Origin of the sequence: Vibrio sp. 14G-20 (assembly GCF_026241515.1) — a bacterium.
In the GTDB taxonomy this organism is placed as follows: domain Bacteria; phylum Pseudomonadota; class Gammaproteobacteria; order Enterobacterales; family Vibrionaceae; genus Vibrio.
Genome location: NZ_JAPHPW010000007.1, coordinates 82,352 through 106,957, shown reverse-complemented (window position 1 = coordinate 106,957; position 24,606 = coordinate 82,352). Strand labels below are relative to the sequence as shown.

Below are 24,606 nucleotides of genomic sequence, written 5' to 3'. Positions count from 1 at the left end.
TAATCTCCAGATTCTAAATGAGGATGATATTCAAATATTTCGCTTTAAAATCGTTTAATTACTCAAGCGCTCATGTTCACTGACTAAGGTATCAACAATGAGACTCATCTGTTTCATCATTTGGGTCTCAGTATTTTCCAACCATTCATAATGTTCAGCTATCGCCTGCAATTGTCTATCCAGAGAAAAAGAATGCCTGATCAACCTCTCTAACATCGGTTTGTTTATAATCGTGATAGGTGGCGAATAGACTGTTCTTGCAAGGTGACATACATTTTGCAGATATAGCTGAAGCTCAAGGATCGAGTTATGTTCTCCTAGAGAGTCTGAATGTTTTTTCTTCGTATCTAATAGTCGATAAAGACTGACCATTGGATTTGCGATCTCGATTGGAAGTTCAGGAAAGTAAGGTGTGTTCATATTGATTTCGTCGTGCCGGCTTTTAAAAATAACAGGGCAACAAAAATGTGAATTGAGACTAAGGCCGTGGTACGCAGTGAATATAGAATCCACTGTGTACTAATTAGTCAATTATTCATTGACCAACTGAGTAGGTAGTTGATCTAAAGGAGAGGTCATAAACGGAAAGTATCCCTCACAACCATGCCCGCTAAAATGTACATATTTGATACTCTCCTTGGTTGTATATTTAATGGCTTTTTCAAAATACTTTTTGTTGATCACTTTAAAGTGCTCCGCGGATATGTTTTGCCGTTTCAAAACCTCTTTAAGAGTGGCACCTTCATATCTATCATCGTAAATGTCTTTCGCACTTCTTGACTCAATAACTAAAATTTCATTTTTAGCTATATCCATTCTGTCGATGATAATAAAATTATTATTAACAGCATCTTAGGGTGATCTTAGGGTTATTTCTTTGATGTAGGGTACAAGATGCATAAAAAGAATTTAAAATACGCTTGAAGATTAACTTTCCGAATCAAAAAGTTAGGATATTGATGATAACTTTGTGAAACTTTTTTATCGTCAATGCTCTCCATTTCCATTGCATAAAGGGGACTGAGAATCACTAACCTTATAGGATGAATAACTTTAGTTGAGGAAATGCATATTAACAGCGTCCGAATGACAATTTACTCGATCTAACAAGGAGGTAGAATGAGTCAGCTCTGCTCAAGGTTTGAATTAGAAAATGTCAGATTACGTTTGGCTTATCCATTTTTTACTTTTACTTTTTATCTAATGCCTTCCCCATTCACACCCTCACTCAACCATTCACTCCTCATTATTACCATTCGTCGCATTGGTAAAACTGCGCGACAAATTCTAGTTAACCTTTCAACGTCAACATTTGAAAGGGATTAAAAATCATGGCTACTGCAAACACGACTTACTCACTTACTTCTCAATTTAAGCGCTCATTTTTGATTGGGCTTGTTTCAATCGCTCCTACGTTAGCTTTAGCGAACCCAAGTGCAGACGTGCTTGATATTTACAACCAAGCCGCGCAAGGCAATGAAGAGCTGGTCGAGGTGGCTTATGAGCGCCTCAATGACACGCTGCAACAAGACGGCGCGACGCCACTGACCTTGGTTTACTTAGGAAGTACAGAAACCTTAATGGGGCGTGATGCGTTCTTGCCTTGGAACAAGATGAAGTATGTCGAAAAAGGTTTATCGACCATTGATAAATCGCTGGTTCTGCTTAAAGACGAAGACCAACCGATTCATGAGCAACCTCGAGTTCAAGGGTTACCAGATTCTTACCTGACTCGCGCTATGGCTGCGGTGACTTACACCTCTCTTCCAGACATGTTTAACCACTTTGATCGCGGTTACGACCTGTTCCTCTCGCTACTGGCGGAAGACGCTTTCCAGCAACAGCATTTCGCTGCGACATCGTGGATTTACCGTTATGCAATTGAGGCATCGATTCGTGCTGAAGATCTTAAGCAAGCACAAGCGTGGCTAGAACAAATGGAAACAGCCGATGCTGGCAACATCGAAACTATGACTGCGAAGGCCCTAATAGCGAAAGCCAAGTAACAATTGCGAATGCTAAATAATGAGCGCGAAAGCTAAATAGTAGCTGCGAACACTGAAGAATGGATTGGTAATCGGAGGACAACGGAATGATTGAATTTAAAGGTATCGGCAAATCGTATCTCACTGGCGGGCAAAGTGTAGACGCTCTCAAGGGAGTCGATGGCCAAATCAAACGCGGTGAAATGGTGGCGTTGTGTGGCCCTTCTGGGTCAGGGAAAAGCACACTGTTGAACATCCTTGGTTTGTTGGATATGGACTATCAGGGCGAGATAAACATTGATGGCAAAGCGTATCCAACAAAGCAAATCGCTGCTGCGCGTTTTCGTCGCCAGTCGTTGGGTTTTGTATTTCAGCGCTTCAATCTAGTTCCTGTGATGACAGCGCTTGAGAACGTCGCTTATCCATTGATGTTGAACCAAAGCACGAAACAAGAACAGCAGACCAGAGCGCAAGAGATGTTAGAGCGTGTTGGGCTAGGAGATTACGTTCATCACCGCCCAGACAACCTTTCAGGCGGTCAGCAACAACGTGTCGCGATAGCCAGAGCGTTAATCCACAACCCAAGCCTAGTGATTGCCGATGAACCGACTGCCAGCTTAGACAGCCACACTGCCAACCTTGTGATCGACATTATGAAAGAGCTCGGTCATGAGATGGGCACAACCTTTATTGTCGCAACGCACGACCCAAGAATGGCGCAGCGTTGTGATCGAGTGATTGAGCTTATCGACGGACAATTGGCACCACAAGCCACAGCAACGGAGGCTATCTCATGGGCAAGTTAATACAAATAATGAGCACGTTTTTGTTTCCAACCTCGGTGCGTTTGGCGTGGCTTAATCTATTGAGAAATGGTCGCCGCAGCCTGCTTTCGGTGTTGATCATCGCGATTGCCGTATTTGCCCTCACCAGTGCGGGTGGCTATGGGCTTTACACCTACGAATCTTTGAGAGAATCAACCGCGCGCGATACGGGTCATCTCACTTTGAGCACGCCGGGCTATTTTGAACAAGACGAAGACATGCCATTGAGCAATGGCCTAGACAACGTTCAAGCGCTCACCAAGAGCATCATTGGCGATAGTGACGTGCGTGGTGTGCAGCCAAGAGTCTACTTCAGCGGTTTGGTGTCTAACGGCAGTAAGTCGACCATCTTTATGGGAACGGGCGTTAATGAGCGTGAGTTCGATATGAAAGGGCCGTTTCTTGATGTGCGCAGCGGTCAGACTCTCTCGGATGTGAAATCGCCAAGATACGACAACCAAGAACCACAAGTGATGCTGGGAACTGACCTTGCTCGTAACCTCAAAGTTGCGGTTGGTGATTGGGTCACATTGCTCGCGACTACCAGTGATGGTGCTTTGAATGCCTTTGATTTTAAGGTGCAAGGCATCTACTCGACTGGTGTTCCTGAGTTGGATAAACGTCAGTTGTACGTACACATCACCACAGCGCAAGAGCTTCTGGCTTCAGACAAAGTCAGCACCTTATCGGTATTCCTTTTCGAAACCAGCAAGACATCGACCGTGCAGCAACGCATCGAGGTGTTACTGAATAGACAAAGCGAACAACAAGATCGCGAAATAGAGATTACCCCGTGGCAAGATCGCGCTTTTTTCTACACCAAGGTTAAAGACCTTTACGACCGTATCTTCGGCATCATGGGCGCGGTAATGGCATTGGTGGTGTTCGTTTCGTTGTTCAACACCATGACCATGTCAGTGACAGAGCGCACTCGTGAAATTGGTACCTTGTCGGCTCTTGGTAGTTACCCTTCTGAAATCGTCGCAGGCTTCTTAAAAGAGGCGGGATTGCTGGCGGTGATTGGCAGTGCGATAGGCGCGCTAGTGAGTGGCTTAGTGTCGGTGTTATTGCTGGTGGTTGATATACAAATGCCACCACCTCCGGGTCGAACCGAAGGTTATCCACTCAACATTTACTTCTCATTGGAATTGGTTGGTTACGCCACTTTAGGTGTGCTGACGATATGTTTGCTGGCTGCTTATTTCTCTGCTCGTAAAGGCGTGAATAAGCCAATCACGGAGGCGCTGGTTTATGTGTAAATTAACTCGTTCACTCACTATTTTAGGTGCTGCGTTGGCTTTGGTTCTAGCATCGGCACCAAGCTGGGCCCTCGATTCACAGCAAGTCACCGAGATGATTGCTAAGGCAGATAGCTACCGATTGAACAGCGCACAGGCGTCCAAGGTGGTCTCTTTAGTCGCGCTATATCAAGACGAACAACTCGATAAAACCCGTGAGTACAACGTCTATACAAGACCAAACCGAGAGTCTTTGGTCGTGTTCAAGTCGGCTGTCGAGGCAGGTCAAAAGATGCTGATGATTGAAGACAACTATTGGTTATTGATGCCGAAATCTCGCCGTCCAATTCGTATTACCCCGATGCAAAAGCTGCTTGGCGAAGCTTCGGTAGGCGATATATCGACGCTCACTTGGAGTGAGGACTATCAAGGCGAGTGGGTTGCTGAACAACAGGTTGAGATGCCGACTGGCGAGACAATCGATACCCATCACCTAAAGCTATCGGCGAAAACCAAGGGTGCGAGTTATCAATCGATTGATCTGTGGTTAACAGCAGATCGCGCATTTCCAGTTAAAGCAGATTTGTACCTGCGTTCAGGAAAGTTAGCCAAGCAAGCTTGGTTTACGGAAGGCGTGCGAGATGGATTACCAACAGTAGTGTCGATGACCTTGTTCGATAAGATTCAACCAAGTAAAAAAACTGTAATTGAGTACCGCGAAGTGAGTGAAAAAAGCTTGGCAGATAAGTATTACAACCCTGCTTACTTATCACGTAATAGCGTGTCTGGGCTTTAGGTGGGTGGTATGAAAGCTTCTAGTCGTCGATTCCACATCAAGCCTTTAATCGCTACCTTGTTTTTATTGTCTTGTGTGAGTAACACGATTCAGGCAGATGAATTGAGCCTAGCGTGGGACTGGCAACTGAGTGCCGAAGCGATTGAATCACGAGAGTCGCCTTTTAGCCCTTTGGCATCTGATAATCGTCAGTCGTTGAATGGTTTGCTGGATCTTGAGGTTGGATACAACAATTGGCTTGGTCTGTTTGCAGTGAAAGCCAACGATATTTTGAGCAACAACCCTCAAGGGCAAGAGGTGAGCTTTGAATCGGAATTCATCGTGCGCGAGTTGTTTTGGCAAGGTGGCGTTGATGTGTCGAATTCAGTAATCGGAGATCACTATCTTGATGTCACGCTCGGCAAGGTTCGTCTCGATTGGGGCGTGGGCTATGGCTACCGACCGTTAGATATCATCAAACCTTATCGCCAAAACCCAGTAGGCATTGTCGCAGAAGAGGGCGCGGGTGTGGCGTCGGCGTCACTGTTTGATATGACGGGCGAATGGACACTGCTTTACAGCGATTCTTCGTGGACTTCCCAAGACGTGAATGAGTTCGAAAAGCAGAATCAGCAACAAGGGGTTGGCTTACGTCGTTACAACCTGATTGGCGACCACGAATATCAATGGGTCGCTTATTACGATGACGTGCGCCACGGCTTGCTTGGCGCGAGCTTGGTATCGGTATTAAACCTCGCATGGGAGTTTCATGGTTCGATGGTTTATCAGCGACAAAGCCTTGGCTACAACCAGCCTGATTCCATGCTTAAACCTGTTTATTTAGAAGAGCAAGGCGAGGCCTATCAAGCGTTAGCAGGATTAACATGGGCCAATGACACGGGCCATAATGTGGTGTTGGAATATTGGTTTGATAGCCGCGCTTGGAGTAATTCTGAATGGCAAAGTGCGATAGAAAGTGCAGAGTCTTTGTCAGTGAATCCGATGACAGTTTCGTTGGCAGGTTCTTATGCGCAAGGCTATCAGCACGCTAATTTGGTTCAACACAACATCATGTTTCACTGGTCTTTGGATTCGACACATGGCTGGCTTGAAGATATCACGCCAACATTTGATGTGATGCTGTCTCCACAAGACGGTGGTTTTATTGCGACTCAGTGGCTCAACTATCAGGCGTTAGATAATGGCGATTCATCGTTGGAATTGGAACTTGCTACACGCTTTCTAGGCGGTAAAAGTGATTCTGCTTACGTCAACTTACCTGATAGTCATATGATTCTTATAAATATCAAAGGACGATTTTAATGAACACTTCTTCAAACAGTCGGTTTTCATGGATTAAAAGCTTCGCGTTCACCACGCTATTTTGTGTTCTTATTGCGGTTACAACCCATACGATTTGGGGCGGAGGATTAACGGTTAACCTGGCAATCAGTTTTGGCTTTGGTTATAGCGCCGTGGGTTCCTCTTTCGTCTTGGTGAAGTTGTTTAAGAGAACATCCAGAAGGCTTGAAGTAGCCATCTCAATGGTGGTCGCGATGACCTTCGGCACCCTGAATGCGCACTACTGGTTAAACGGGTATTTCGGTTCCAATATCTCTGATCTTAAATCAGTAGTGCTGTTGGGTGTGATCTTCTGCTCGGTTTGCTATTACTATTTTTACACCCGAGAGCAGCAGCTGCGTGCCGACAATGAATTAGAAGTGGCCAAGCGCCGTCAGGCAGACCAAGAAAAGGTTGTAGTACTCAGTCAACTTAAGCAGTTGCAAAGCCAAATCGAACCGCACTTCTTATTTAATACGCTGGCGACCATCAATGTGTTGATTGAGAGCGACAGTGCGAAAGCCAAGCTGATGCTCGAAAAGCTGACTGATTTGCTGCGTGTGACTCTGAAGAACAGCCGTACTGAGCAATCGACCATCGCACAAGAGGTCGACTTGCTAGATGCTTATCTTAACATCCAGAAAATTCGTTTAGATGAGCGCTTAGCCTTCTCGATTGAAACGAACAACATTAGCGATCAGCAAGTGATTCCGCCCTTCTTAATTCAACCTTTGGTTGAGAATGCGCTCACACACGGTATTGAGCCAAAAGCCGCAGGTGGCCAAGTGAATATCCGTATTGCTCAACAAGCCGAGCAGTTGAAGATTGAGGTGGCTGATAATGGTGCAGGGCTGAAAACGCCCTCGGTGAATAGTGGTCATGGTGTTGGGTTAAGCAATATTCGTCAGCGAATCGAAACCCTATACGGTGATAAGGCGAGCCTCACGATCACCGAGCAGGCTACGGGTGGCGTGGTATCAACTATCTTATTACCGAACATCAGCGAAACTAGCTCCGAGAATGCAGTTCTGAAACTCTAGGCACTGTTACGAAAATAAGTACTGTGACAAAAACAGACGATTTACAGTGTGAATTTGAAGGAATAATCATGAATAACCCAGCATCAAAGCCAAGCGTCTCGGCGATTATCGCAGACGACGAAGCACTGTTAAGGCACCATCTCGACAAGAGTTTGGCTGAGGTTTGGCCGGAGCTAGAGATCGTCGCTAAGGCGCAAAACGGGCTAGAGGCAATGCAGAGTATTCAGCAGCTTGAGCCTGATGTGGTCTTTCTTGATATTCGAATGCCAGAGCTCGATGGTATCTCGTTGGCGAAAAAACTGAACAAGTTAGTTTCGCCGCCATTGGTGGTTTTCATTACCGCTTATGATGAATATGCGGTTAAAGCCTTTGAGCACAATGCGATGGATTACTTGCTAAAACCGATCAATGAAGAGCGTTTACTGGCCACATGTCAGAAGGTTCAAGCACGCTTGTCGAGCAACCAAACGCGATCAGGCAGCACACCGGATCAGCCCGATATCGCGGCGCTAATGAACCAGCTTCAACAGTTATCCCAATCAACCTCGCAGCAACCTCCCTATCGACCGCAGCAAAAGCACCTCACATGGATCAAAGCCAGTATCGGGGAAGACATCCACCTGATTTCTGTTGATGATGTTGCTTACTTCAAAGCCGAAGACAAGTACGTGTCTATATTTAAGAGGGGCCAAGGAGGTTCACTAGAGGAGTTTATTCTTCGCGTGTCACTAAAAGAGTTGATTGCTCAGCTTAACCCTGATGAGTTTTGGCAGATCCACCGTTCCGTGGTGGTGAAAGTATCTGCGATTGATAAGGTGAAGAAAGGCCTCTCCGGCCAGATGTCTGCGTATGTGTCAGGCGAGAAACTACCGATCAGCCGCGCCTCACAAGCATTGTTTAAGGGTATGTAGATACTCACTTAAGGTATGCAGCAAGCGTGTTTAAATGGATGTCATAAGTTCTTATTAAAGTGCTACTCAAGTAAATACAGTTAATCTTACATATCGCACAGTGATTTATAAAATAAAGATCCAGATCACAAAGATATTCATCGGGTTAAATATTAAATAATAATCGTTAACTCAATCTGTATATTGTCGATGAATGACATTAAGAGGTTGTTATGAAAACATATTATTTAGCGACGGCACTATGCCTAACTTTGGTTGGCTGTAGCTCAACATCAAAAACTACCGAAAACTTAATCCAACTGGATCCAGCGTGGAAGTCAGGTCAGCTGGAAAACGGTCTTATCTATCATGTTTATCCTGATCATGAAGAGTCTGTTTCTGTACGCTTAGTCGTGCACGCGGGTTCGATTCAAGAGACTTCTCAACAGGAAGGTTATGCTCACTTTGTCGAGCATATGGCATTCAATGGCAGTAAAAACTTTTCTCAAAACGATGTGATTCGTCTGTTTGAAGACGCCGGTTCTAGCTTTGGTGCGGATATTAACGCCTACACCTCTTATGAAGAGACGGTATACCAGTTAGATTTGCCTGATAACATCGAGTTGCAGTCTGCTTTGACGTGGATGCGTGATGTGGGTGACGGCCTAGACATCGCAAGCTCTGAAGTTGAAAAAGAGAAAGGCGTGATTCTTGGTGAGTTTCGCATAGCTCGTCTTGATGACAAGTCATTCGGAGAGGTATTTTATGACCACTTGATTGAAGGTGGTCCGTATGAATCTCAAGATGCATTGGGCTCGAAAACATCGGTTGTAGAGGCAACGCCGCAAGGCTTATCTGACTTCTACCAAACTTGGTATCAACCTCAAATCGCCGAGTTAGTTATTTCAGGTGATGTAGACATCAAAACCTTGATTCCTTTGATTGAAGAGAAGTTTTCTAGCTGGGAGCGTGGTGACACCCCGAGACCAGAAAAGCAGAAAATGACCTCGTTCAATGAAGATGATTATGTTGGATACGCAGGAAGAGAAGCGCCGAGCATTACTCTAACGTTTAATCGTGGCTTAGATAGAGTTGAAACTCATGCTCAACAGCATCAACGTTGGTTAGATGAAACCGCGCAACAAATCATTCAACAGCGACTCGAAGCAGTATTCAATGATGCAGCGCTGCCGACTCAATGGGTAGCGTCCGATAACTACCGAATGGGCTCTCTGAATTATTCCTCAATCAGTGTTGGTTTCCCAGCAGGTGGCCGTGAGGTCATCCAACAAGAGATGCTCTCTACATTGGCATCACTGCGTGACTTTGGCGTGTCGAAAACGGACATCGTTGGCGAGCAGCACTACTACCAAGACTTGCTGGGTAACATTGAGCATGACTGGGCCAAAATGGACAGCGTTGACCACGCGAACTACAAAACCAGAGCGCTTGTAACTGATCGAATCGTCCAGTCGCAGAAAGACTATCAAGCCAGTTTAGAAACCTTCATTGCGAACCTAAACCTTAAGGCGATTAACGACAATATCAAAGACCTGCTTTCTGATGATTACTTCCTTGTTATCGGCTTGGACGATTCTGAAGACAGAGCGGCGGTCATTGACTCGCTAGATAGTCTAAAAGCGACTTACAGCGAAACGGGAGCACAGCCGCTCGCGATTGCGACAGTGAGTGCCTTTGCTGTACCAAGTTCGCAGGGTGAGGTTGTGCTTGCGGAACAAATGTCCGTCGACCCATACATCCAAAAGTGGACATTAAGCAATGGTATCGACATGTGGTACCTGCGTGATTATGTGGCAGGTGATGATGTTGGTGTGATGTACATGAGCCTCGGTGGAAAAGCCGCGTTGGATCCAAGCTTATATCCCGCCGTTGAGGTTGCGTTACCTACCTTCGCTCGAAGTGGTGTTGGTGAATTTACGGGTTCTGAGCTTTTAGCGTATTTTGATCGTGAAGATATTCGAGCCGATTCCTTTATTGGCAACACCCGCCATGGTATTGAGTTTAATATTAATAAAGATGGGCTTAAAGATACGTTTGCTGCGCTTTATACCTTCATCACTGCGCCTAAAATTGTTCCCGAGCAGTTAGAGGCAGTGAAGCAGGAGTTTGTACAAGGTCAAGAATCTTTCTTGAGCAGCCCTGTTGGCCAGTTTGAGCGCGCAAGAAACCAGAATATCTATGGTCAGGACAGTGGCCACCTCTTTGTTGACAAAGAACGTGTTGAAGCGGTTTCTGTGGAAGACGTCGCTAATCTTCACCAGCAGCTGTTTGGTCAAATGAGACATAACCAATTGGTGATCGTGGGTGATATCGACCCAAGTGAATTAAAGCCTTTGGTTGAGCAATACTTGGCTTCGATTCCATTAGAAAAAGCCGAGGTTCCTGACTTTAAAGTGGCTTACAAGCAGCCAACTGAATCACGCATTGATTTGGCGATCAACAATGTGAATAGTGCAGAGTACATCCTACGAGTTATCTCTGAGCCTAGCGTTGAAGTTAAAATGTCGGCAAAAGATGTTTTCATGGAAGACTTACTGCAACGCTTGCTGGCGACTCGTTTAGATACCTATATTCGTGAAGAGTTGAGTTTAGATTACTCGCCTTATACGTATTCAGCATCCGCAGATAGTGAGCTGAGTGGTGAGTGGGTTATCGGGGCGATGGTAGCTCCGGAGAACGTTGATCAAGTCGAAGTGGCGATCGATAAGGTGATTACTGACCTTCTGCAAGGTGTCTCTGAAGAGGAAATGCGAGCGGTCGTGAAACAGTTCGAAGCTGATTTCACACCTCTAGAGAAGAGCTCTATCGACCAAGCGTGGTATGTGTCTCGTTATCTGCTCCATGGCTACGGTATCGAAGCTTTGTCTCAAGTAGAACGAGTGGCGAGATCGGTCTCTGTAGAAGAGATGAATGCGCTAGTGCAAAGTATCTTTGGTGAAAATAGCCGTAAGGTTAAGAATATCATGCGCCCTAAAGCCTAAAGCGAACAGAAACACTTAACCCAAAGCCAAGCGAGCACCGCTTGGCTTTCTTGTTTCCACCATTCGCTAAGTACTTTTAGATCTATGTAAATCTAAATTTCGAGAGCGCTTAATCGGTTGCTTCATATCATTTTCTAAAAAAATGTTTTAAATCAAGACAGCATTTCATTTGTATTGTAGATTGGCGATCTACGAGAATGTTGTTTGGATGTTAGATTGCTTAAATTAGGTACCCGATTAGTTTTAATGTTGTTTTTACTGAGCTTTGGCTTAGTGAATTCTAACGGCTATTCGTTCCCTTCTAAGCCATTCCAAATCCAATCCGCTCAAGAGCAGCCTTCGCAGAATAATCTTTGTAAACAATCTGTTGCGGATAACCCGTCTAGCTACATGGAATGCGACCAGGTTCAGTTTGACACTGTGTCTTTAGGTGATAGTTCCAATTATCACGACACTGAATCGAGTCTCCAAGCGGTAACCTTTAGACGTATGCTCAGCAACGAGCAAGAAAGCGTGGCCGACCTTGAGCCTGCTTATCATCTACTGATCGACTTCTCTCCCCCATCATTACTGGCTTCTCTGCTCTTCAACACGCCGATGTTGGATACTAAGCAGCATTGGACCAGCATTGTGAGTTCTCCGTCCTCCCGGCTTTCGGGGTGGAAAGAGGGCAACATCCAATACTCGCATTTCCGAGAACTTCTTAGCTAATCGTTTGACCCCAAATTGGTCGTATCGATGGTCACTTGTGCCCGTTGAGCTCGCCAGTTAACCAAGACAAACATAGCGACATCAGCTTTAGCATCACTACCGTTCAATCAGCTTGTTCTGGTTGTCGCTAGTCGTCGCTCGTGTTCGCAAAACATTAGTTATACCAATCGTAGTAAATAACTGGTCACCCTAGCTGGTTAAAATGCTCGAACATTTACTGTGATTGGTAAAAAGAAGAGATCTTGACTGTGAAAAAGCGCATTCCAAGAAAACAAATCAACCACTACGCAAAGTGGAAATACGTGGTGCTTATCGCCACCATCATCATCATGGTTCTAAGTGCTCTACCTTCTTGGTATGGCGAGAACGCTTCGGTTCAAATCAGCAACCGTTCTGAGCAAACTATCGATGCTACTCAGGTAACTCAATACCTTGCGAGCGAAGGCATCCAAGCCAAATCAGCCTTTCAAAAAGACAAACGTTTAGTGGTTATCCTAGAAGATGCCGAGCAACAAGCGAAAGCCAAAGAAGTGCTTAATGAGCGCTTTCTTGACAACGCAACCGTTGCTCTAGCGATGGAGCCTGCAGCACCAAAATGGTTGACTGATATGGGCTTTGCGCCAATTCAGCTAGGCCTTGATTTACGTGGTGGTGTGCAGTTCTTATTAGAAGTGGATATGGAGCCGGTTTACCACGCACAAGCGCAAGCTATGGTCGACGAGATCACCAGCCAAGTACGTTATGCCCGCGGCAAAGTGGTGAACAACCAAGTGGAATTTAATTTCCGCACTGACGCGGATTTCGAAAAAGCGCAAAAGCTGATCCGTGAAGAGTTCCCGCAATGGTTACGTGATAGCTCAGACAAAAAGCTGACTCTGACGCAGTCTGAAGATGAACAAAGAACGCTACGCAACCTAACGGTTCAACAAAACCTGCAAATCATGCGAAGCCGTATTGAAGAGCTAGGCATCACAGAGGCTTCAATTCAACGCCAAGGTGAAAGCCGTATTCGTATCGAACTTCCGGGTGTACAAGACCCAGCAGCCGCGAAAGACGTGATTGGTGCAACGGCATCATTGGCGTTCTACTCTGTTTACGACAACGCAACTCGTAACACTCAAACGCTAAAAGATACAGATGGCAACCGTGTCGTTGTCGCTCGCAAAGCCGTTCTGAGCGGCGAACACATTATCGATGCTCGTAGCGGCATTGGTGAGATGGGCAGCGCAGAAGTAAACATCACGCTGGATTCAGCGGGTGGTAAGAAAATGTCTGAGTTCTCTCGTCATAACATCGGCAAGCCAATGGCAACCGTGTACAGCGAGTACAGCCGTGACAGAGCCGGTAACAGCGAGAAAACCAGTGAAGTGATCAGTGTGGCGAACATCCAATCTCAATTGGGTAGCCGCTTTAGAATCACAGGTGCTGGCAGCATGGCTGAAGCACAAGAGTTGGCTCTATTGCTTCGTGCAGGTTCACTGACTGCGCCAGTGACCATCATTGAAGAGCGCACCATTGGCCCATCTCTGGGTGCTGAAAACGTCACTAACGGCTTTGCTGCTTTGGCGCTTGGCCTTGGTCTAACTCTAACGTTTATGGCGCTATGGTATCGCCGCCTTGGTTGGGTTGCGAACGCTGCATTGGTTGTCAACATGACCACACTATTTGGTTTGATTGCGATGCTTCCGGGTGCGGTGTTAACACTACCAGGCATAGCAGGCTTGGTATTAACGGTCGGTATGGCGGTCGATACCAACGTACTTATCTTCGAACGTATTCGAGACAAAATGAAAGAAGGACGCAGCTTTGCAAGTGCCATCGACCGTGGCTTTGATAGCGCGTTCTCTTCAATCTTCGATGCCAACGTCACTACCATGATTGTTGCCGTGGCTCTGTACACCATTGGTAATGGACCGATTCAAGGGTTCGCATTAACCCTAGGTTTGGGTCTTCTAACCAGTATGTTTACAGGTATTTTTGCGTCACGCGCGATCATCAATTTGGCTTGGGGGCGTGACCAACGCCACGATGTAAGGATTTAAGCATGAGAACTTCAACAAAAGTGACTAATTCAGACCGCTATATTTCAGACAGCAATATGACTCGCCTTCGTAAGGTGATGTCTGTGATTTCTATTGTGCTGTTCATGAGCTCTGTGATGCTGGTGGCAGTAAAAGGTTTTAACTGGGGCTTGGACTTTACTGGCGGTGTGGTTGCCGAAGTTCAGCTTTCTGACCAAGTAACCAAAGACGATTTAAAAACAAAACTTGATGCCGCTTTCCAACAAGACGTGCAAGTTGTTGGCATGGCAGAACAAGACCGCTGGACACTGCGTTACAGCCAATTGACGGATTCACCACAGCCTAACCTAGTGGATGTTTTGTCATCGGTGAGCGACCAAGTGCAAGTACTTAACAGCAGCGTGGTTGGCCCTCAAGTGGGCCAAGACATGGTTGACCAAGGCGGCTTGGCAGTATTGGTGTGTTTCCTAATGATCATGCTGTACTTGAGTGTACGATTTGAATGGCGTTTGGCACTGGGTGCACTTGCCGCGATCATCTATGACGTGACACTTATCTTAGGCTTATTCGCTTTTACTCAGTTCGAGTTCAACCTAACGGTATTAGCGGCGGTGTTAGCGATATTGGGTTACTCACTTAATGACTCAATCATCATCGCCGACCGTGTTCGTGAGATGCTGCGTGGCAACCCTAACGGTGACACTGATAACTTGCTTAACGAATCAGTGAAAGCGACTTTCTCGCGCACCATGGTGACTTCAGGCACTACGCTAATCACTGTATCAGCGCTTTGGTTGCTTGGTGGCGCGGCACTGCAAGGATTCGCAATTGCATTGGTTGTCGGCATTGTCAGCGGTACGTGGTCTTCAGTATCAGTCGGCATTACCCTACCTAAATTGCTTGGCTTACAGCCTTGTCACTACCAAGTAAAAGCACCAGTAGAAGTTGAGGGTGAGTACCCTTAGAGTGTTTATTCGCTAGTAGTACAAGTTAGCAAGTAACGTCAGTAAAGCTCTTCGTTTGTAATAAGACGAAGGGCTTTATTTTTTATAAGAGTCAGACAGTTAGTCAAAAGAGAGGCTATTTCAAAAAACGATAGATTGAACAGGAAAGCCCTTAGGATATGAAGTATGTTTATATGACGTCAGTAGAAATGAGGCAAGGGAATGGAATATCGACATCAATGTCATGTAGGCGACCACGGTGATGCACTTAAGCATCCGGTATTGAGTGCTCTGGTTCAGTCATTAATGCAGCAGCATTCACGTCTCAATGTTATCGACACACACTCAGGGACAGGGTGTTACGACCTCACCACTGCGCCAAGCAACCACGCGGGCGAGTTTGCTGAAGGGGTTGGGTACTTATGGCGAAACAAGGCTTACCTTCCAGAGTCATTCGCGTCTTTTATGTCGGTGCTGGAATACTACAATCCTAATCAACTAATCACGCTGTATCCCGGCTCAGCGGCCATTACCTATCAACAAGGTCGTAGCCAAGACAGCTTCTACTTTTCCGATATTCAGCAAGACGAAGCCGACTTACTTCAAACCAATATTGAGAAGCTACAACGCGATCTGGATGTTTCAAGTAAGCTCACCATTACCGCGGGCGATGGGCTTAAAGCGCTGCCTGATTATGTGGCAAAGCACGATAATCATCATCTGATTGTTATCGACCCACCCTATGAAACCGATGCTGAGTATCTTGCGGTGATTGATGCCTTGGTTAAGGCATATCAACAGTCGGAGAAAGTGTCTGCTCTGATCTGGTATCCGCTGTACACCGATGATAAAAGCTCACTGATTTTGAACCACTGCGTGACAGCGGTGAAAGATGGCTTACTACCAAGCCCGATTAAATCGGAGTTGCGACTGCGCGATCCAAAGGGCGATGACCGACTCATCGGCAGTGGTTTGTTGCTGTTTAATCCGCCTCAAGGCATTGCCGGAAAGGTAGCTGATACGCTCGATTACTTACACAGTCAGCTCGCAACCAATGGTGAGGGTTATTGGCAAATGAGAAGTCTATAAATCTGATTTATATGGGATTTATGATTGATTTCTAGACGCTGTTCGCTAAATCACTGTTATTTATGTGGTTTAAATTGACCAAACGCTAACTTTTATCGATTGATTAATTGCAGTGAATCATTTAAAAATAGAATATCAATGCGCACAAGTGCATAATGGCTCATAAGTTAAATAATTAGTCCCAGATTAATATCAGATTGTGGTTTACCCCCTAAACTGCATAAGGCTCGCACTAGTCATGCGAGCCTTTCTTTTGCCTGAAGGAAAATCTAGGCAGTTCTAATAATTCCAAATTCACTACAAAGCTGGATAATCGGTGTAGCCTCTTTCGTTGCCGCCGAATAGGGTGGCACCATCAAGTTCTGATAGTTCGCTGCCGTTTTGTAGGCGTGATACGAGGTCTGGGTTGGCCACGAATGGGCGACCAAATGCGACGAGATCCGCGTAGCCTTTGTTTAGTACTTCTTCGGCGCGCTCTGGTGTGTAACTGCCAGCGACGATGATGGTATTAGAGAACAAGGTTCTTAGCTCGACTCGGAAGCTTTCAGGGATAACCGGTGCGTCATCCCAGTCGGCTTCTGATAGGTGTAGGTAAGCGATATCACGTGCTTGCAGGGCCTTTGAAGCTTCTAAAATCGTTGGCACGATGTCTGGGCAGTTCATGTCTTTGAAGGTGATGAATGGGGCTAAACGCACGCCCACTTTATCCGCGCCGATCGCATCAATGACGGCATCTACCACTTCAATCAAAAAGCGAAGTCGGTTCTCGCGACTGCCACCGTAGTTGTCGGTTCGCTTGTTCGAGTTGGTTCTTAGGAACTGATCAATGAGGTAGCCATTCCCTCCGTGGATCTCGACACCATTAAAGCCTGCTTCAATGGCTTTCTTCGCTGAGTTCGCAAAATCTTGAACGACACGATCGATGTCTGCTTGGTTCATCTCCCTTGGCTGGATGCAATCCACCATGTTGCCATTACCATTCTCATCAGAAATCCATACTTGAGTTTCTACTGGAGCCAAAGCTGACGGTGCAATCGGCAGTTCGCCCTTTTGAAAGGTAGGGTGCGACACGCGGCCGACATGCCATAGCTGGCAGAATATCGCAGCGCCTTGTTCTTTTGCGGCTGTGGTTATTGGTTTCCAACCTTCGATTTGTGCATCGGTATAAACGCCGGGTGTGAATGAGTAGCCTTGAGAGTCATCTGATATTTGCGTTGCTTCGGTGATGATTAGCCCCGCACTGGCGCGTTGCTGGTAGTAGGTCGCCATCATATCGTTTGGCACATTGCCAGGTTGGCTAGTACGAGCGCGTGTCATTGGTGCCATCACGACACGGTTTTGCAGTTCTAGGCCTTTGAGTTCTGATGTTTCGAATAATTTGTTCATGGTATCTACCTTGTTGGAATCATGTGGTCTTAATGGTTTTGGTTTTAGCTATAAGCAGAATTATTTACTTTCCGCTGGGCTGAAGATCGAGTTGCTCTGTGGTTTTTCAGCTTTGTTGGCTTTCGCAATAAGCAGCAAACCAATAACAGGGACAAAAACGGCTGCGAATGGAATCATTCCTGCGCCTAGTTGGCTGTCGAGTACCATTCCGCCAAGGAATCCACCAAAGGCATTAGCCAAGTTGAATGCTGAAATATTGGCGGTTGCTGCGAGTTCTTGGCCTTCGCCACCGTGGTTCATTACTCGAAGCTGCATGGCAGGAACGTTCGCAAATGATGCAATACCAAAGACAAATGCAGCTGCAACGAAGAGGATTTTGTTGTCTATTACAAGGCCAACCACAACTAATGAAGCGATCATCGCGACAGCCCAAAACATGGAAGCTTTGCCTAAATCTTTATCTGAAGAGCGGCCGCCTAATGTGTTACCTATGATTAAGCCCACACCGACAATCACTAAGATCCAAGTGACTGAGTCTTGACCGTAGCCCGTGATGTGCATGGCAATAGGTGCAAGGTAGCCGTAAAGCGTCATAAACCCAGACCAAGCAAAAGCGGTGATCGCCAAGCTGATCAGTAGCATTGGATTTCTAAATGCCATTAGTTGAGTCTTGATGTCTTTCGCTTCGCTATGACCGCTTGATTTGATTGACGTTAGGATAGAAATCATTGCGATAGTGCCAAGTGCAGCCACGGTAAAGAAGGTGGTGTGCCAACCGAACTGCAAGCTAATCCATGTACCAGCGGGAACGCCAAGAACGTTTGCGAGCGTTAACCCTGCGAACATTTGACCAACGGCGCGACCTGCCATTTTTTCAGATACTAAGTTGGTTGCGACAACGGCACCGATGCCATAGAAAGGACCTTGCACTAAGCCTGCGATAACACGGCTCGCGAGTAGAAGTGGATAGCTTGGTGCTAAGGCCGACAACACGTTACCGATGATGAACAGTGCCATTAAGCCAATCAGCACCATCTTCTTGTTAAAGCGTGCAAGGTAGATGGTTAAGATTGGTCCGCCGATAACGATAGCTAACGCATAGGCACTGATTAGGTATCCGGCTTGACCTTCGGTGATCGAAAGGGAGGTCGCAATTTGCGGAAGGATGCCTGCGATAACAAATTCAGCGGTGCCAATGGCAAAAGCCGCGAGTGTCAGTATCCAAACTTGGAATGGGATCTTTTCTTTATGGACAGTTTCTTGATGGATGGCTTCTTGTTTCATGATGAGTTACCTATGTAAATTCTTGTTTGTTAGGGCGTTTCGATATACGCCCTAACGATTGTTCTTTGTGTCTTTGCAAGGTGTTTTAGCCGAGCAGCGCACCGCCATCGATGTCGATGATTGAGCCAGTCACGTATGGGTTATTAATCGCGAACAGGTAACCCATGGCGATCTCTGAAGCTTCGCCAACCTTGCCCGCGGGTAAGTTGTTTTTGGCGTTGTCGTACATGGCTGAACGGGCGGTGTCGTCCATGTTTTTGTAGGCTGTTGTCATGGTTAAGCCCGGGCTTACGGCGTTCACTCGAATTGGTGCGAGTTCTTTCGCAAGCACCTTAGTGACGCTTTCTAGTGCGGCGTTGATGGCTGTTTTTACGTAAGTGCCTGCGACTACTTTGCGTGACAACATACCTGTGGTGAGCGTGATAGAACCGTTGGGCTTCATGTAACGCGCCGCATGCTTGGCGACGTTTAAGCTGCCCCAAAACTTGGTATCAAATGCTGTTTTTGCATCTTCAATAGCAACGTCTGTCACTTTTCCTGCCGGAGCGTATGAGCCTGCAGTCATGATTAAATGATCAAAAGCACCAATTGATTCGAAGTAATCACAGAGCGACTTCTCGTTAGTGATATCGACACCGGTATGTCGGCTAGCAATGTGTACCGTGTTGCTCTCGTTTCTTAGTTGCATCGCCAATGCCTTACCGATACCAGATGTGCCACCAATGATGACGAAAGTGTTCTTTTCTTGGTTTGTTAGTTCGTTGTTCATGTGCTGAATTCCTGCGTGTTCTGCTGATGGTTGTCATTATATTTATTCGACTAATTTTGATAATTAGCTAAAATATAAATTCATTATTCGGTTTAAATGAACAATAGAGCGAGAGCACGAATAGCATGGATAAGTTTTCAGACATGGCGATGTTCGTCAGTATCGTCAAGCATCACGGCTTAGCGGCGGCGGGACGAGAGTTAGGGCTTTCTCCTGCGACCATGACAGCAAGGCTGCAGGCGCTTGAAGAAAGATATGGCGTGAAGTTGTTGAATCGAAGTACTCGACATGTGTCTTTGACTGACTCAGGCGAGCTGTATCACAAGGCGTGTCTGGAGATCTTAGATAATGTCAGTGAGGCTGAAAACCTGATTCAAAATGGTGTCAAAGAGGTCAAAGGCTCATTAAAAATCGCTGCACCGAAGGACATCGGCAAGCAATACATCCTGCCAATCTTGTCGGAGTTTTGTCAGCAGTATCCTGATGTGATTCCTTACCTGTATTTGAACGATAACCTATCGAATATTGCTGAGTCAGGGATGGATATCGTGATCCGCTATGGGGAATTGGTCGACAGCAGTTTGATATCTCGACGTTTGTCCCCAAGCCGACGTGTGCTGTGTGCCTCGCCTGAATATCTTGCCAAGCATGGAACGCCGTTGACGCCACAAGATTTGGTCGAGCACGACTGCTTGGCGATGCTGCGCAGCAATGAGGAACTCAAGACTTGGCACTTCCAAGATCACGACACGAAGAAGTCGATTACCGTTGTGCCAAAGCGATTCTCAGACGATGGTGAAGTGATTCGTTACTGGGCATTAAAAGGCGAAGGTATTGCCCTTAAATCGGTACTTGATGTGCAAGACGACATCAATAATCAACGCCTTGTGACCCTGCTTAATGGCTACATGAAGAACTTTAACACCTCGACCTCGGTATCAAGCGCCGACTTGAATGTGGTGTACATCAGCAAGAAATATCAGCCGAAGCGTATTCGACTCTTCCTAGATTTTCTTCTTGATAACTTCAGCAGTTTGGTTGAGAGATCAGACAAAGAGTAGACGCTTACCTACGTATGACGGACCTCTCGAACTCAGCGTCAGCTTACGGACAGAGATCATCGTTCTGGTTATGATACCTGCAACATAAGGACGTGATTGGAGAGAGAAATGAAAGTTGTCGGTAACACGGTTATCCAACCTTTTCACAAAGCCACCTGCCACTGTGGTGCAGTCGAACTAGAGCTCAGCTTGCCTAATGGAATCGAAAAGCCGCGTCGCTGCGATTGTTCTATCTGTCGTCGTAGAGGCGCGATTGTTGGCTCTGTTGCTCTGGATGGCATCAAGATCATCAAAGGTGCAGAGCATCTTAAGCTTTATCAATTCAATACCAACACCGCTAAGCATTACTTCTGCTCAAACTGCGGCATCTATACCCATCATCAACGCCGTTCAAGCCCAAATGAATATGGTTTTAACATTGGTTGTTTGGAAGGGGTGAACCCTTTTGATATTGGCGGTGTGGTGACCAACGACGGTGTCAATCACCCAGCTGATCGTTAATTTATTGAGCACTAAAAAGGGAATAGATTATGTCTGAATACGGAGCGATCATTCGCTGGCAAAAAGCAGAAGATGAAGCCTTTAGCGACAATCAATACAGCCGCGGCCACACATGGGAGTTTGATGGTGGTGTCACTGTACCTGCTTCGTCCTCTCCACATGTTGTGCCACTACCGCTCTCTGTTGAAGAGAATGTCGACCCAGAAGAAGCGTTTATTGCGGCACTTTCTAGCTGTCATATGCTGACCTTCTTGGGAATCGCGGCTAAACAGAAGTACGTCATTGAATCTTATGTTGATGATGCGATAGGTGTGCTTGAAGAAGATGAGTCAGGTCGTTCTTCCGTTACCACAGTGACACTGCGTCCTAAGATTGTATTTATTGGTAGCAAGATTCCAACCAGCGCTCAACTCGATAAGCTGCACCACTTAGCGCACAAGAATTGCTTTATCGCGAATTCGGTTAAGACTGAGATAAAGGTCGAGATGCGAGATTAATTTTTATTTTCAGATTATTTTCTAAAAGTTTCGTCTTTTTGATGTCGCCATCGTCTTAAGGGCATTCATGCAATCCCAATGATTGTAAAAAAGACTGAAAGAATTATTTGAGGACACCTTCATGACAGCGTTTAAGAGTACATCGAGCTACGGTGAAAATGCGTTTATCAAAAGCAAACCGCAGATGCTACAGAACATTTATAACACCACGGATGTATTCCCATACTGGGTTGCCGATATGGATTTTCAGGTAGCAGAGCCGATCACTCAAGAGCTGAATCGTTTGGTTGAGCGCGGTGTGTACTCTTACGAATTTCATGAGCAAGGGGTGTTTGAAGCGCTGTCGCAATGGTATTCAAAGCGTCATGGTTTAAACCTTTCTGCGGACAAGTTTGTGCAAGTGCCGGGTGTGCTTTCTGGTATCGCGTTGCTACTGCGTCAGTTCACCAATGAAGGTGATGGAGTGCTTATCCATACGCCAGCGTATCACCAGTTTTCGAACTTGGTAAACAAGGCTAATCGTCAGGTCGTGAAGAGCCCACTCATCAATGATGAGCAAGGTTATCGCATCGATTTCGATGGTATGGAACAGCAGATCATCGAACACAAAGTAAAAACGATGATTTTCTGTAATCCACATAACCCAACAGGTCGCGTGTGGACGCAGCAAGAAGTGACGCAAGTTATCGAGATTGCTAAGCGTCATGATGTGTTGATCATCAGCGATGAAATCCACTCAGACATTATCTTTGAAGGTCACGCTTTCACGAGCTTGACCAGCTTTGATTACGACAAAGTTGTCACCTTGATTGGCTCTCCGGCGAAAACCTTTGGTATGCACAGCATCTCAAACGGCTATGTGTACACCAACAACAATGAGCTATTTGAAGCGTTCAAAACCAACGTAGCAGCGATGTATCTTGACCATGGTAATGCCTTGACGACGTTTGCGACCATTGCTGCCTTCGAAAAAGGTGAAGAGTGGCTGGACGGCATGTTGGTGTATCTGCAAGATACGGTGAAATGGATCACTGAGTTTGCTGAGCAGCGTATTCCTCAATTGAAAGTGTTCCAACCGCAAGGCACTTACCAAGTATGGTTTGATTTTTCCGAGTTAGGTTTCTCGGAAGAAGATCTAAAGAACGTGGTATTTGAGTATGCTAAAATGGGGTTAACGCCGGGCGGTTGGTTTGGTGCTGAGAGTTATCATTTTATGCGAATGAACATCGCCACCTCGCGTGACAATATTGAGCAATCATTTACTGCTTTAGCTGATGCGATTGATGGCTTTGAGCAAGGCTCTATGGTGAACTCAGATTGCTGCGATAAAGGCAATTCAAAAAGCTGCTGCTAAATCCAATAGTACACAACAAGCATTGAAATCAGAGCGCATAACGGTACAGCTTTAAGATCCGATTAGAATAAAATAACCGCGAGTCTACATAGCGCATGACTGGCGGTTTTTTTGTGTCTGTGTAATCCTACTCATGGTTTTATTGAGTTGTGATTGAAGTGCTGAGTTGCGAATACATAGCGCTTCAATGATTGATAGAAGTTTGTTGGCAGAGAGTTATGTTTAGCGTCCCACTGAATAGTTTTGTACATCGTGTGAGTGATAAAAGCCAAGTGATGGCGAATGCGACTGAGTGTGGATGCCAGTTGAAGCGAATTCGTCGTTCACGTAATTGGTTATTGGTGGCTCAAGAACATCAACTCATTGAATTTAAAACCCTGCTCACTCACGAAAAAGACGGTTGGATCGCCATTGCGATAGACAAAGTACTGCCTAAACCTGTGGTGTGTTTGGCTTCGCTGTTAGCGGCGACACCCTCTATGACGGTCGTTCAGTTAGTGATGGAATCAGGATGTTCAATGGCAGAAGCAAGGCGTGCGATTGATGAGCATGAAGGGTTATAAGCGTGAGCCTTAAGTAAGCCGATCGTGTTGTGAAAAGAGAATCGCGAGCAGCAAAAAGCCCGTAACGATATTGCGTTTTTCAGCGGAATATCGTTACGGGCTTTATCATCTGTGCTGCATTAAGCTAAGCCACGTGGCTTATGAAGCGTTGCTCGATTAAGAGTTCGCTACTTTTACACGAATCGTGTTTTTGCCAAGCTTAGTCATGTTCAGCTTGTTTAGTGCCGCTTTAGCTTCTTCGTGCTCTGGCATTTCAACAAAAGCAAAGCCTTTTGAGTCGCCAGTTTCTTGGTCTAAAACTAGGCTGCACTCTTTTACTGAGCCAAACTCAGAAAATAGCACACGGATGTCTTGCTCAGAAGTAGAGCGCGATAGGTTACGAACTAGAAGTTTCATAATAAACCTTGAATATGAATTTACGCCGAGCATTGTCGCACACTTTCATGCTCACCCTCACAAATAATTATCTTGCGACTCTATTTCCTTGTCGCTCTGTCTAAGCACTAGCCGCGGTTTATCGTGATGTCTGATACGAAGCCATGCTCAGTACTGGTTAACGCCTGTTGCAGCATTTGAGCGGCTTCTTGAGCGGTCATAAAGCTAGAGGTATCCATCGCTTTGCCACTCGTTCCCCAAAACTCGGTCGCCATTCCGCCGGGATAGACAGCAACGATTTTCATCGGGTGACCTTTTAGCTCCAATCTTACTGATTCGATAAAGCCTTTCACGGCCCACTTGGCAGCGCAGTAAGTGGACTCTTCTGCTTTAGCGCCTTGGGCAGCTGTCGACATAACCACAGCAATCGTAACGGGCTGATCTTTGTAACGCTGAACCAATTCTCGAACCAAAAAGATCGACGATTCGATGTTGTTTTTCAGCATGTCACTGATGGCTGCAGGATCCTGTTGTTCTATCTTACCGAAGTAGCCACTGCCAGCACTGTGAATCACGAGCTTAGGCATTTCTGGCAACGCATCAAGCATCTCGCTCACGGAGTGTGGGTCACAGAGGTCACACGCGTGGCTAATGGGATTCGCCGGTAGGTTTTTCGCTACCTCAGCTAAACGTTGTGCATTGCGACCTGTAATGGCGATGCGTTGAGCATCGGTTGCATTGTTAGCGTATTGTGTCGCGAGCGCTGCGCCTAAACCGCTGCTTGATCCGGTAATTAAAATCATACTGTCTTAGATTTGTAGAATTGAATCGAGATATTAAGGGGCTGAGGCGAGTTTTTCTGAGATCTAGGGCTAAAGTTGGCGGATGGCTTGATTGATGGGCTGAACGGTAAAGCTGAGATTAGAGATTAGTGAGGTGAAAGGGCAAATGAATGC

General features: G+C 46.1%; 24 protein-coding genes. 17 read left to right on the top strand and 7 right to left on the bottom strand.

The features are described 5' to 3' along the window. Nucleotides 1-54: 54 nt before the first annotated feature. Both OQJ75_RS08400 and OQJ75_RS08395 read right to left on the bottom strand, forming a co-directional pair. Nucleotides 55-420, bottom strand: coding sequence for a hypothetical protein (locus OQJ75_RS08400; protein WP_265972451.1), 366 nt, complete (start codon nt 418-420; stop codon nt 55-57). Between the two features lie 111 nt (nt 421-531). Beyond that, nucleotides 532-816, bottom strand: a complete 285-nt coding sequence (locus tag OQJ75_RS08395; RefSeq protein WP_265972452.1) for a hypothetical protein — start codon at nt 814-816, stop codon at nt 532-534. Between the two features lie 515 nt (nt 817-1,331). Between OQJ75_RS08395 and OQJ75_RS08390 the strand changes: the two genes are divergently transcribed. From OQJ75_RS08390 to rlmJ, 12 genes are all read left to right on the top strand, one after another. Continuing rightward, a complete protein-coding gene (locus tag OQJ75_RS08390; protein WP_265972453.1) occupies nt 1,332-2,006 on the top strand; it encodes a hypothetical protein in 675 nt (224 codons plus the stop codon). A gap of 86 nt (nt 2,007-2,092) precedes the next feature. Beyond that, a complete protein-coding gene (locus OQJ75_RS08385) occupies nt 2,093-2,791 on the top strand; it encodes an ABC transporter ATP-binding protein (protein ID WP_265972454.1) in 699 nt (232 codons plus the stop codon). Further along, nucleotides 2,779-4,068, top strand: a complete 1,290-nt coding sequence (locus OQJ75_RS08380) for an ABC transporter permease (protein WP_265972455.1) — start codon at nt 2,779-2,781, stop codon at nt 4,066-4,068. The genes OQJ75_RS08385 and OQJ75_RS08380 overlap by 13 nt, the downstream gene beginning before the upstream one ends. Continuing rightward, complete coding sequence (locus OQJ75_RS08375; protein WP_265972456.1) at nt 4,061-4,843, top strand: outer membrane lipoprotein-sorting protein; 783 nt, start codon at nt 4,061-4,063, stop codon at nt 4,841-4,843. The genes OQJ75_RS08380 and OQJ75_RS08375 overlap by 8 nt, the downstream gene beginning before the upstream one ends. Before the next feature lie 9 nt (nt 4,844-4,852). Next, entirely contained in the window at nt 4,853-6,145 is a 1,293-nt protein-coding gene (locus OQJ75_RS08370; RefSeq protein WP_265972457.1) for a hypothetical protein, read from the top strand. Next, nucleotides 6,145-7,203 (top strand): sensor histidine kinase, encoded by a 1,059-nt coding sequence (locus tag OQJ75_RS08365; protein ID WP_265972458.1) that lies wholly within the window; start codon nt 6,145-6,147, stop codon nt 7,201-7,203. The genes OQJ75_RS08370 and OQJ75_RS08365 overlap by 1 nt, the downstream gene beginning before the upstream one ends. 68 nt (nt 7,204-7,271) lie before the next feature. Next, nucleotides 7,272-8,114 carry a LytR/AlgR family response regulator transcription factor gene (locus tag OQJ75_RS08360; protein ID WP_265972460.1) on the top strand — a complete coding sequence of 281 codons (843 nt, stop codon included), beginning with the start codon at nt 7,272-7,274 and terminating at the stop codon, nt 8,112-8,114. A gap of 212 nt (nt 8,115-8,326) precedes the next feature. Then, the gene (locus OQJ75_RS08355; protein ID WP_265972462.1) at nt 8,327-11,095 is read left to right on the top strand and encodes a M16 family metallopeptidase; all 2,769 of its coding nucleotides are present in this window, start codon (nt 8,327-8,329) and stop codon (nt 11,093-11,095) included. 246 nt (nt 11,096-11,341) lie between these two features. After that, nucleotides 11,342-11,806 carry a hypothetical protein gene (locus OQJ75_RS08350; protein WP_265972464.1) on the top strand — a complete coding sequence of 155 codons (465 nt, stop codon included), beginning with the start codon at nt 11,342-11,344 and terminating at the stop codon, nt 11,804-11,806. Between the two features lie 242 nt (nt 11,807-12,048). Continuing rightward, nucleotides 12,049-13,848, top strand: coding sequence for a protein translocase subunit SecD (secD, locus tag OQJ75_RS08345; RefSeq protein ID WP_265972465.1), 1,800 nt, complete (start codon nt 12,049-12,051; stop codon nt 13,846-13,848). 2 nt (nt 13,849-13,850) lie between these two features. Continuing rightward, the gene (gene secF, locus OQJ75_RS08340) at nt 13,851-14,792 is read left to right on the top strand and encodes a protein translocase subunit SecF (RefSeq protein ID WP_265972466.1); all 942 of its coding nucleotides are present in this window, start codon (nt 13,851-13,853) and stop codon (nt 14,790-14,792) included. Between the two features lie 201 nt (nt 14,793-14,993). Further along, nucleotides 14,994-15,860, top strand: a complete 867-nt coding sequence (rlmJ, locus tag OQJ75_RS08335; protein WP_265972468.1) for a 23S rRNA (adenine(2030)-N(6))-methyltransferase RlmJ — start codon at nt 14,994-14,996, stop codon at nt 15,858-15,860. A gap of 297 nt (nt 15,861-16,157) precedes the next feature. Here the strand turns inward: rlmJ and OQJ75_RS08330 are convergent, their stop codons facing one another. From OQJ75_RS08330 to OQJ75_RS08320, 3 genes are all read right to left on the bottom strand, one after another. Beyond that, nucleotides 16,158-17,246 carry an alkene reductase gene (locus OQJ75_RS08330; RefSeq protein WP_265972470.1) on the bottom strand — a complete coding sequence of 363 codons (1,089 nt, stop codon included), beginning with the start codon at nt 17,244-17,246 and terminating at the stop codon, nt 16,158-16,160. 60 nt (nt 17,247-17,306) lie between these two features. Continuing rightward, nucleotides 17,307-18,530 (bottom strand): MFS transporter, encoded by a 1,224-nt coding sequence (locus tag OQJ75_RS08325; protein ID WP_416340672.1) that lies wholly within the window; start codon nt 18,528-18,530, stop codon nt 17,307-17,309. A gap of 85 nt (nt 18,531-18,615) precedes the next feature. Continuing rightward, on the bottom strand, nt 18,616-19,299 hold the full coding sequence (locus OQJ75_RS08320; RefSeq protein ID WP_265972471.1) for an SDR family oxidoreductase: 684 nt from the start codon (nt 19,297-19,299) through the stop codon (nt 18,616-18,618). Between the two features lie 125 nt (nt 19,300-19,424). Between OQJ75_RS08320 and OQJ75_RS08315 the strand changes: the two genes are divergently transcribed. From OQJ75_RS08315 to OQJ75_RS08295, 5 genes are all read left to right on the top strand, one after another. After that, nucleotides 19,425-20,360, top strand: a complete 936-nt coding sequence (locus tag OQJ75_RS08315) for a LysR family transcriptional regulator (RefSeq protein WP_265972473.1) — start codon at nt 19,425-19,427, stop codon at nt 20,358-20,360. Between the two features lie 108 nt (nt 20,361-20,468). Further along, nucleotides 20,469-20,861: a GFA family protein gene (locus OQJ75_RS08310; RefSeq protein ID WP_265972475.1), complete on the top strand. Its 393-nt coding sequence runs from the start codon at nt 20,469-20,471 to the stop codon at nt 20,859-20,861. 29 nt (nt 20,862-20,890) lie between these two features. Further along, a complete protein-coding gene (locus OQJ75_RS08305) occupies nt 20,891-21,358 on the top strand; it encodes an OsmC family protein (protein ID WP_265972477.1) in 468 nt (155 codons plus the stop codon). Nucleotides 21,359-21,479: 121 nt separating this feature from the next. Next, entirely contained in the window at nt 21,480-22,712 is a 1,233-nt protein-coding gene (locus OQJ75_RS08300) for a MalY/PatB family protein (RefSeq protein ID WP_265972479.1), read from the top strand. Between the two features lie 218 nt (nt 22,713-22,930). Further along, entirely contained in the window at nt 22,931-23,275 is a 345-nt protein-coding gene (locus OQJ75_RS08295) for a ribosome recycling factor family protein (RefSeq protein ID WP_265972480.1), read from the top strand. A gap of 156 nt (nt 23,276-23,431) precedes the next feature. On the opposite strand, the gene OQJ75_RS08290 is transcribed toward OQJ75_RS08295, so the two are convergent. Both OQJ75_RS08290 and OQJ75_RS08285 read right to left on the bottom strand, forming a co-directional pair. Then, nucleotides 23,432-23,671 (bottom strand): RNA recognition motif domain-containing protein, encoded by a 240-nt coding sequence (locus tag OQJ75_RS08290; protein ID WP_017057644.1) that lies wholly within the window; start codon nt 23,669-23,671, stop codon nt 23,432-23,434. Nucleotides 23,672-23,778: 107 nt separating this feature from the next. Then, nucleotides 23,779-24,453, bottom strand: coding sequence for an SDR family NAD(P)-dependent oxidoreductase (locus tag OQJ75_RS08285; RefSeq protein WP_265972483.1), 675 nt, complete (start codon nt 24,451-24,453; stop codon nt 23,779-23,781). Between the last annotated feature and the right edge of the window lie 153 nt (nt 24,454-24,606).

What these genes read in the sequence shown, in the direction of transcription:
- OQJ75_RS08400 (WP_265972451.1), bottom strand. Translation starts at nt 420, where the DNA reads ATGAACACACCTTACTTTCCTGAACTTCCAATCGAGATCGCAAATCCA.
- OQJ75_RS08395 (WP_265972452.1), bottom strand. Translation starts at nt 816, where the DNA reads ATGGATATAGCTAAAAATGAAATTTTAGTTATTGAGTCAAGAAGTGCG.
- OQJ75_RS08390 (WP_265972453.1), top strand. Translation starts at nt 1,332, where the DNA reads ATGGCTACTGCAAACACGACTTACTCACTTACTTCTCAATTTAAGCGC.
- OQJ75_RS08385 (WP_265972454.1), top strand. Translation starts at nt 2,093, where the DNA reads ATGATTGAATTTAAAGGTATCGGCAAATCGTATCTCACTGGCGGGCAA.
- OQJ75_RS08380 (WP_265972455.1), top strand. Translation starts at nt 2,779, where the DNA reads ATGGGCAAGTTAATACAAATAATGAGCACGTTTTTGTTTCCAACCTCG.
- OQJ75_RS08375 (WP_265972456.1), top strand. Translation starts at nt 4,061, where the DNA reads ATGTGTAAATTAACTCGTTCACTCACTATTTTAGGTGCTGCGTTGGCT.
- OQJ75_RS08370 (WP_265972457.1), top strand. Translation starts at nt 4,853, where the DNA reads ATGAAAGCTTCTAGTCGTCGATTCCACATCAAGCCTTTAATCGCTACC.
- OQJ75_RS08365 (WP_265972458.1), top strand. Translation starts at nt 6,145, where the DNA reads ATGAACACTTCTTCAAACAGTCGGTTTTCATGGATTAAAAGCTTCGCG.
- OQJ75_RS08360 (WP_265972460.1), top strand. Translation starts at nt 7,272, where the DNA reads ATGAATAACCCAGCATCAAAGCCAAGCGTCTCGGCGATTATCGCAGAC.
- OQJ75_RS08355 (WP_265972462.1), top strand. Translation starts at nt 8,327, where the DNA reads ATGAAAACATATTATTTAGCGACGGCACTATGCCTAACTTTGGTTGGC.
- OQJ75_RS08350 (WP_265972464.1), top strand. Translation starts at nt 11,342, where the DNA reads ATGTTGTTTTTACTGAGCTTTGGCTTAGTGAATTCTAACGGCTATTCG.
- secF (WP_265972466.1), top strand. Translation starts at nt 13,851, where the DNA reads ATGAGAACTTCAACAAAAGTGACTAATTCAGACCGCTATATTTCAGAC.
- rlmJ (WP_265972468.1), top strand. Translation starts at nt 14,994, where the DNA reads ATGGAATATCGACATCAATGTCATGTAGGCGACCACGGTGATGCACTT.
- OQJ75_RS08330 (WP_265972470.1), bottom strand. Translation starts at nt 17,246, where the DNA reads ATGAACAAATTATTCGAAACATCAGAACTCAAAGGCCTAGAACTGCAA.
- OQJ75_RS08325 (WP_416340672.1), bottom strand. Translation starts at nt 18,530, where the DNA reads ATGAAACAAGAAGCCATCCATCAAGAAACTGTCCATAAAGAAAAGATC.
- OQJ75_RS08320 (WP_265972471.1), bottom strand. Translation starts at nt 19,299, where the DNA reads ATGAACAACGAACTAACAAACCAAGAAAAGAACACTTTCGTCATCATT.
- OQJ75_RS08315 (WP_265972473.1), top strand. Translation starts at nt 19,425, where the DNA reads ATGGATAAGTTTTCAGACATGGCGATGTTCGTCAGTATCGTCAAGCAT.
- OQJ75_RS08310 (WP_265972475.1), top strand. Translation starts at nt 20,469, where the DNA reads ATGAAAGTTGTCGGTAACACGGTTATCCAACCTTTTCACAAAGCCACC.
- OQJ75_RS08305 (WP_265972477.1), top strand. Translation starts at nt 20,891, where the DNA reads ATGTCTGAATACGGAGCGATCATTCGCTGGCAAAAAGCAGAAGATGAA.
- OQJ75_RS08300 (WP_265972479.1), top strand. Translation starts at nt 21,480, where the DNA reads ATGACAGCGTTTAAGAGTACATCGAGCTACGGTGAAAATGCGTTTATC.
- OQJ75_RS08295 (WP_265972480.1), top strand. Translation starts at nt 22,931, where the DNA reads ATGTTTAGCGTCCCACTGAATAGTTTTGTACATCGTGTGAGTGATAAA.
- OQJ75_RS08290 (WP_017057644.1), bottom strand. Translation starts at nt 23,671, where the DNA reads ATGAAACTTCTAGTTCGTAACCTATCGCGCTCTACTTCTGAGCAAGAC.
- OQJ75_RS08285 (WP_265972483.1), bottom strand. Translation starts at nt 24,453, where the DNA reads ATGATTTTAATTACCGGATCAAGCAGCGGTTTAGGCGCAGCGCTCGCG.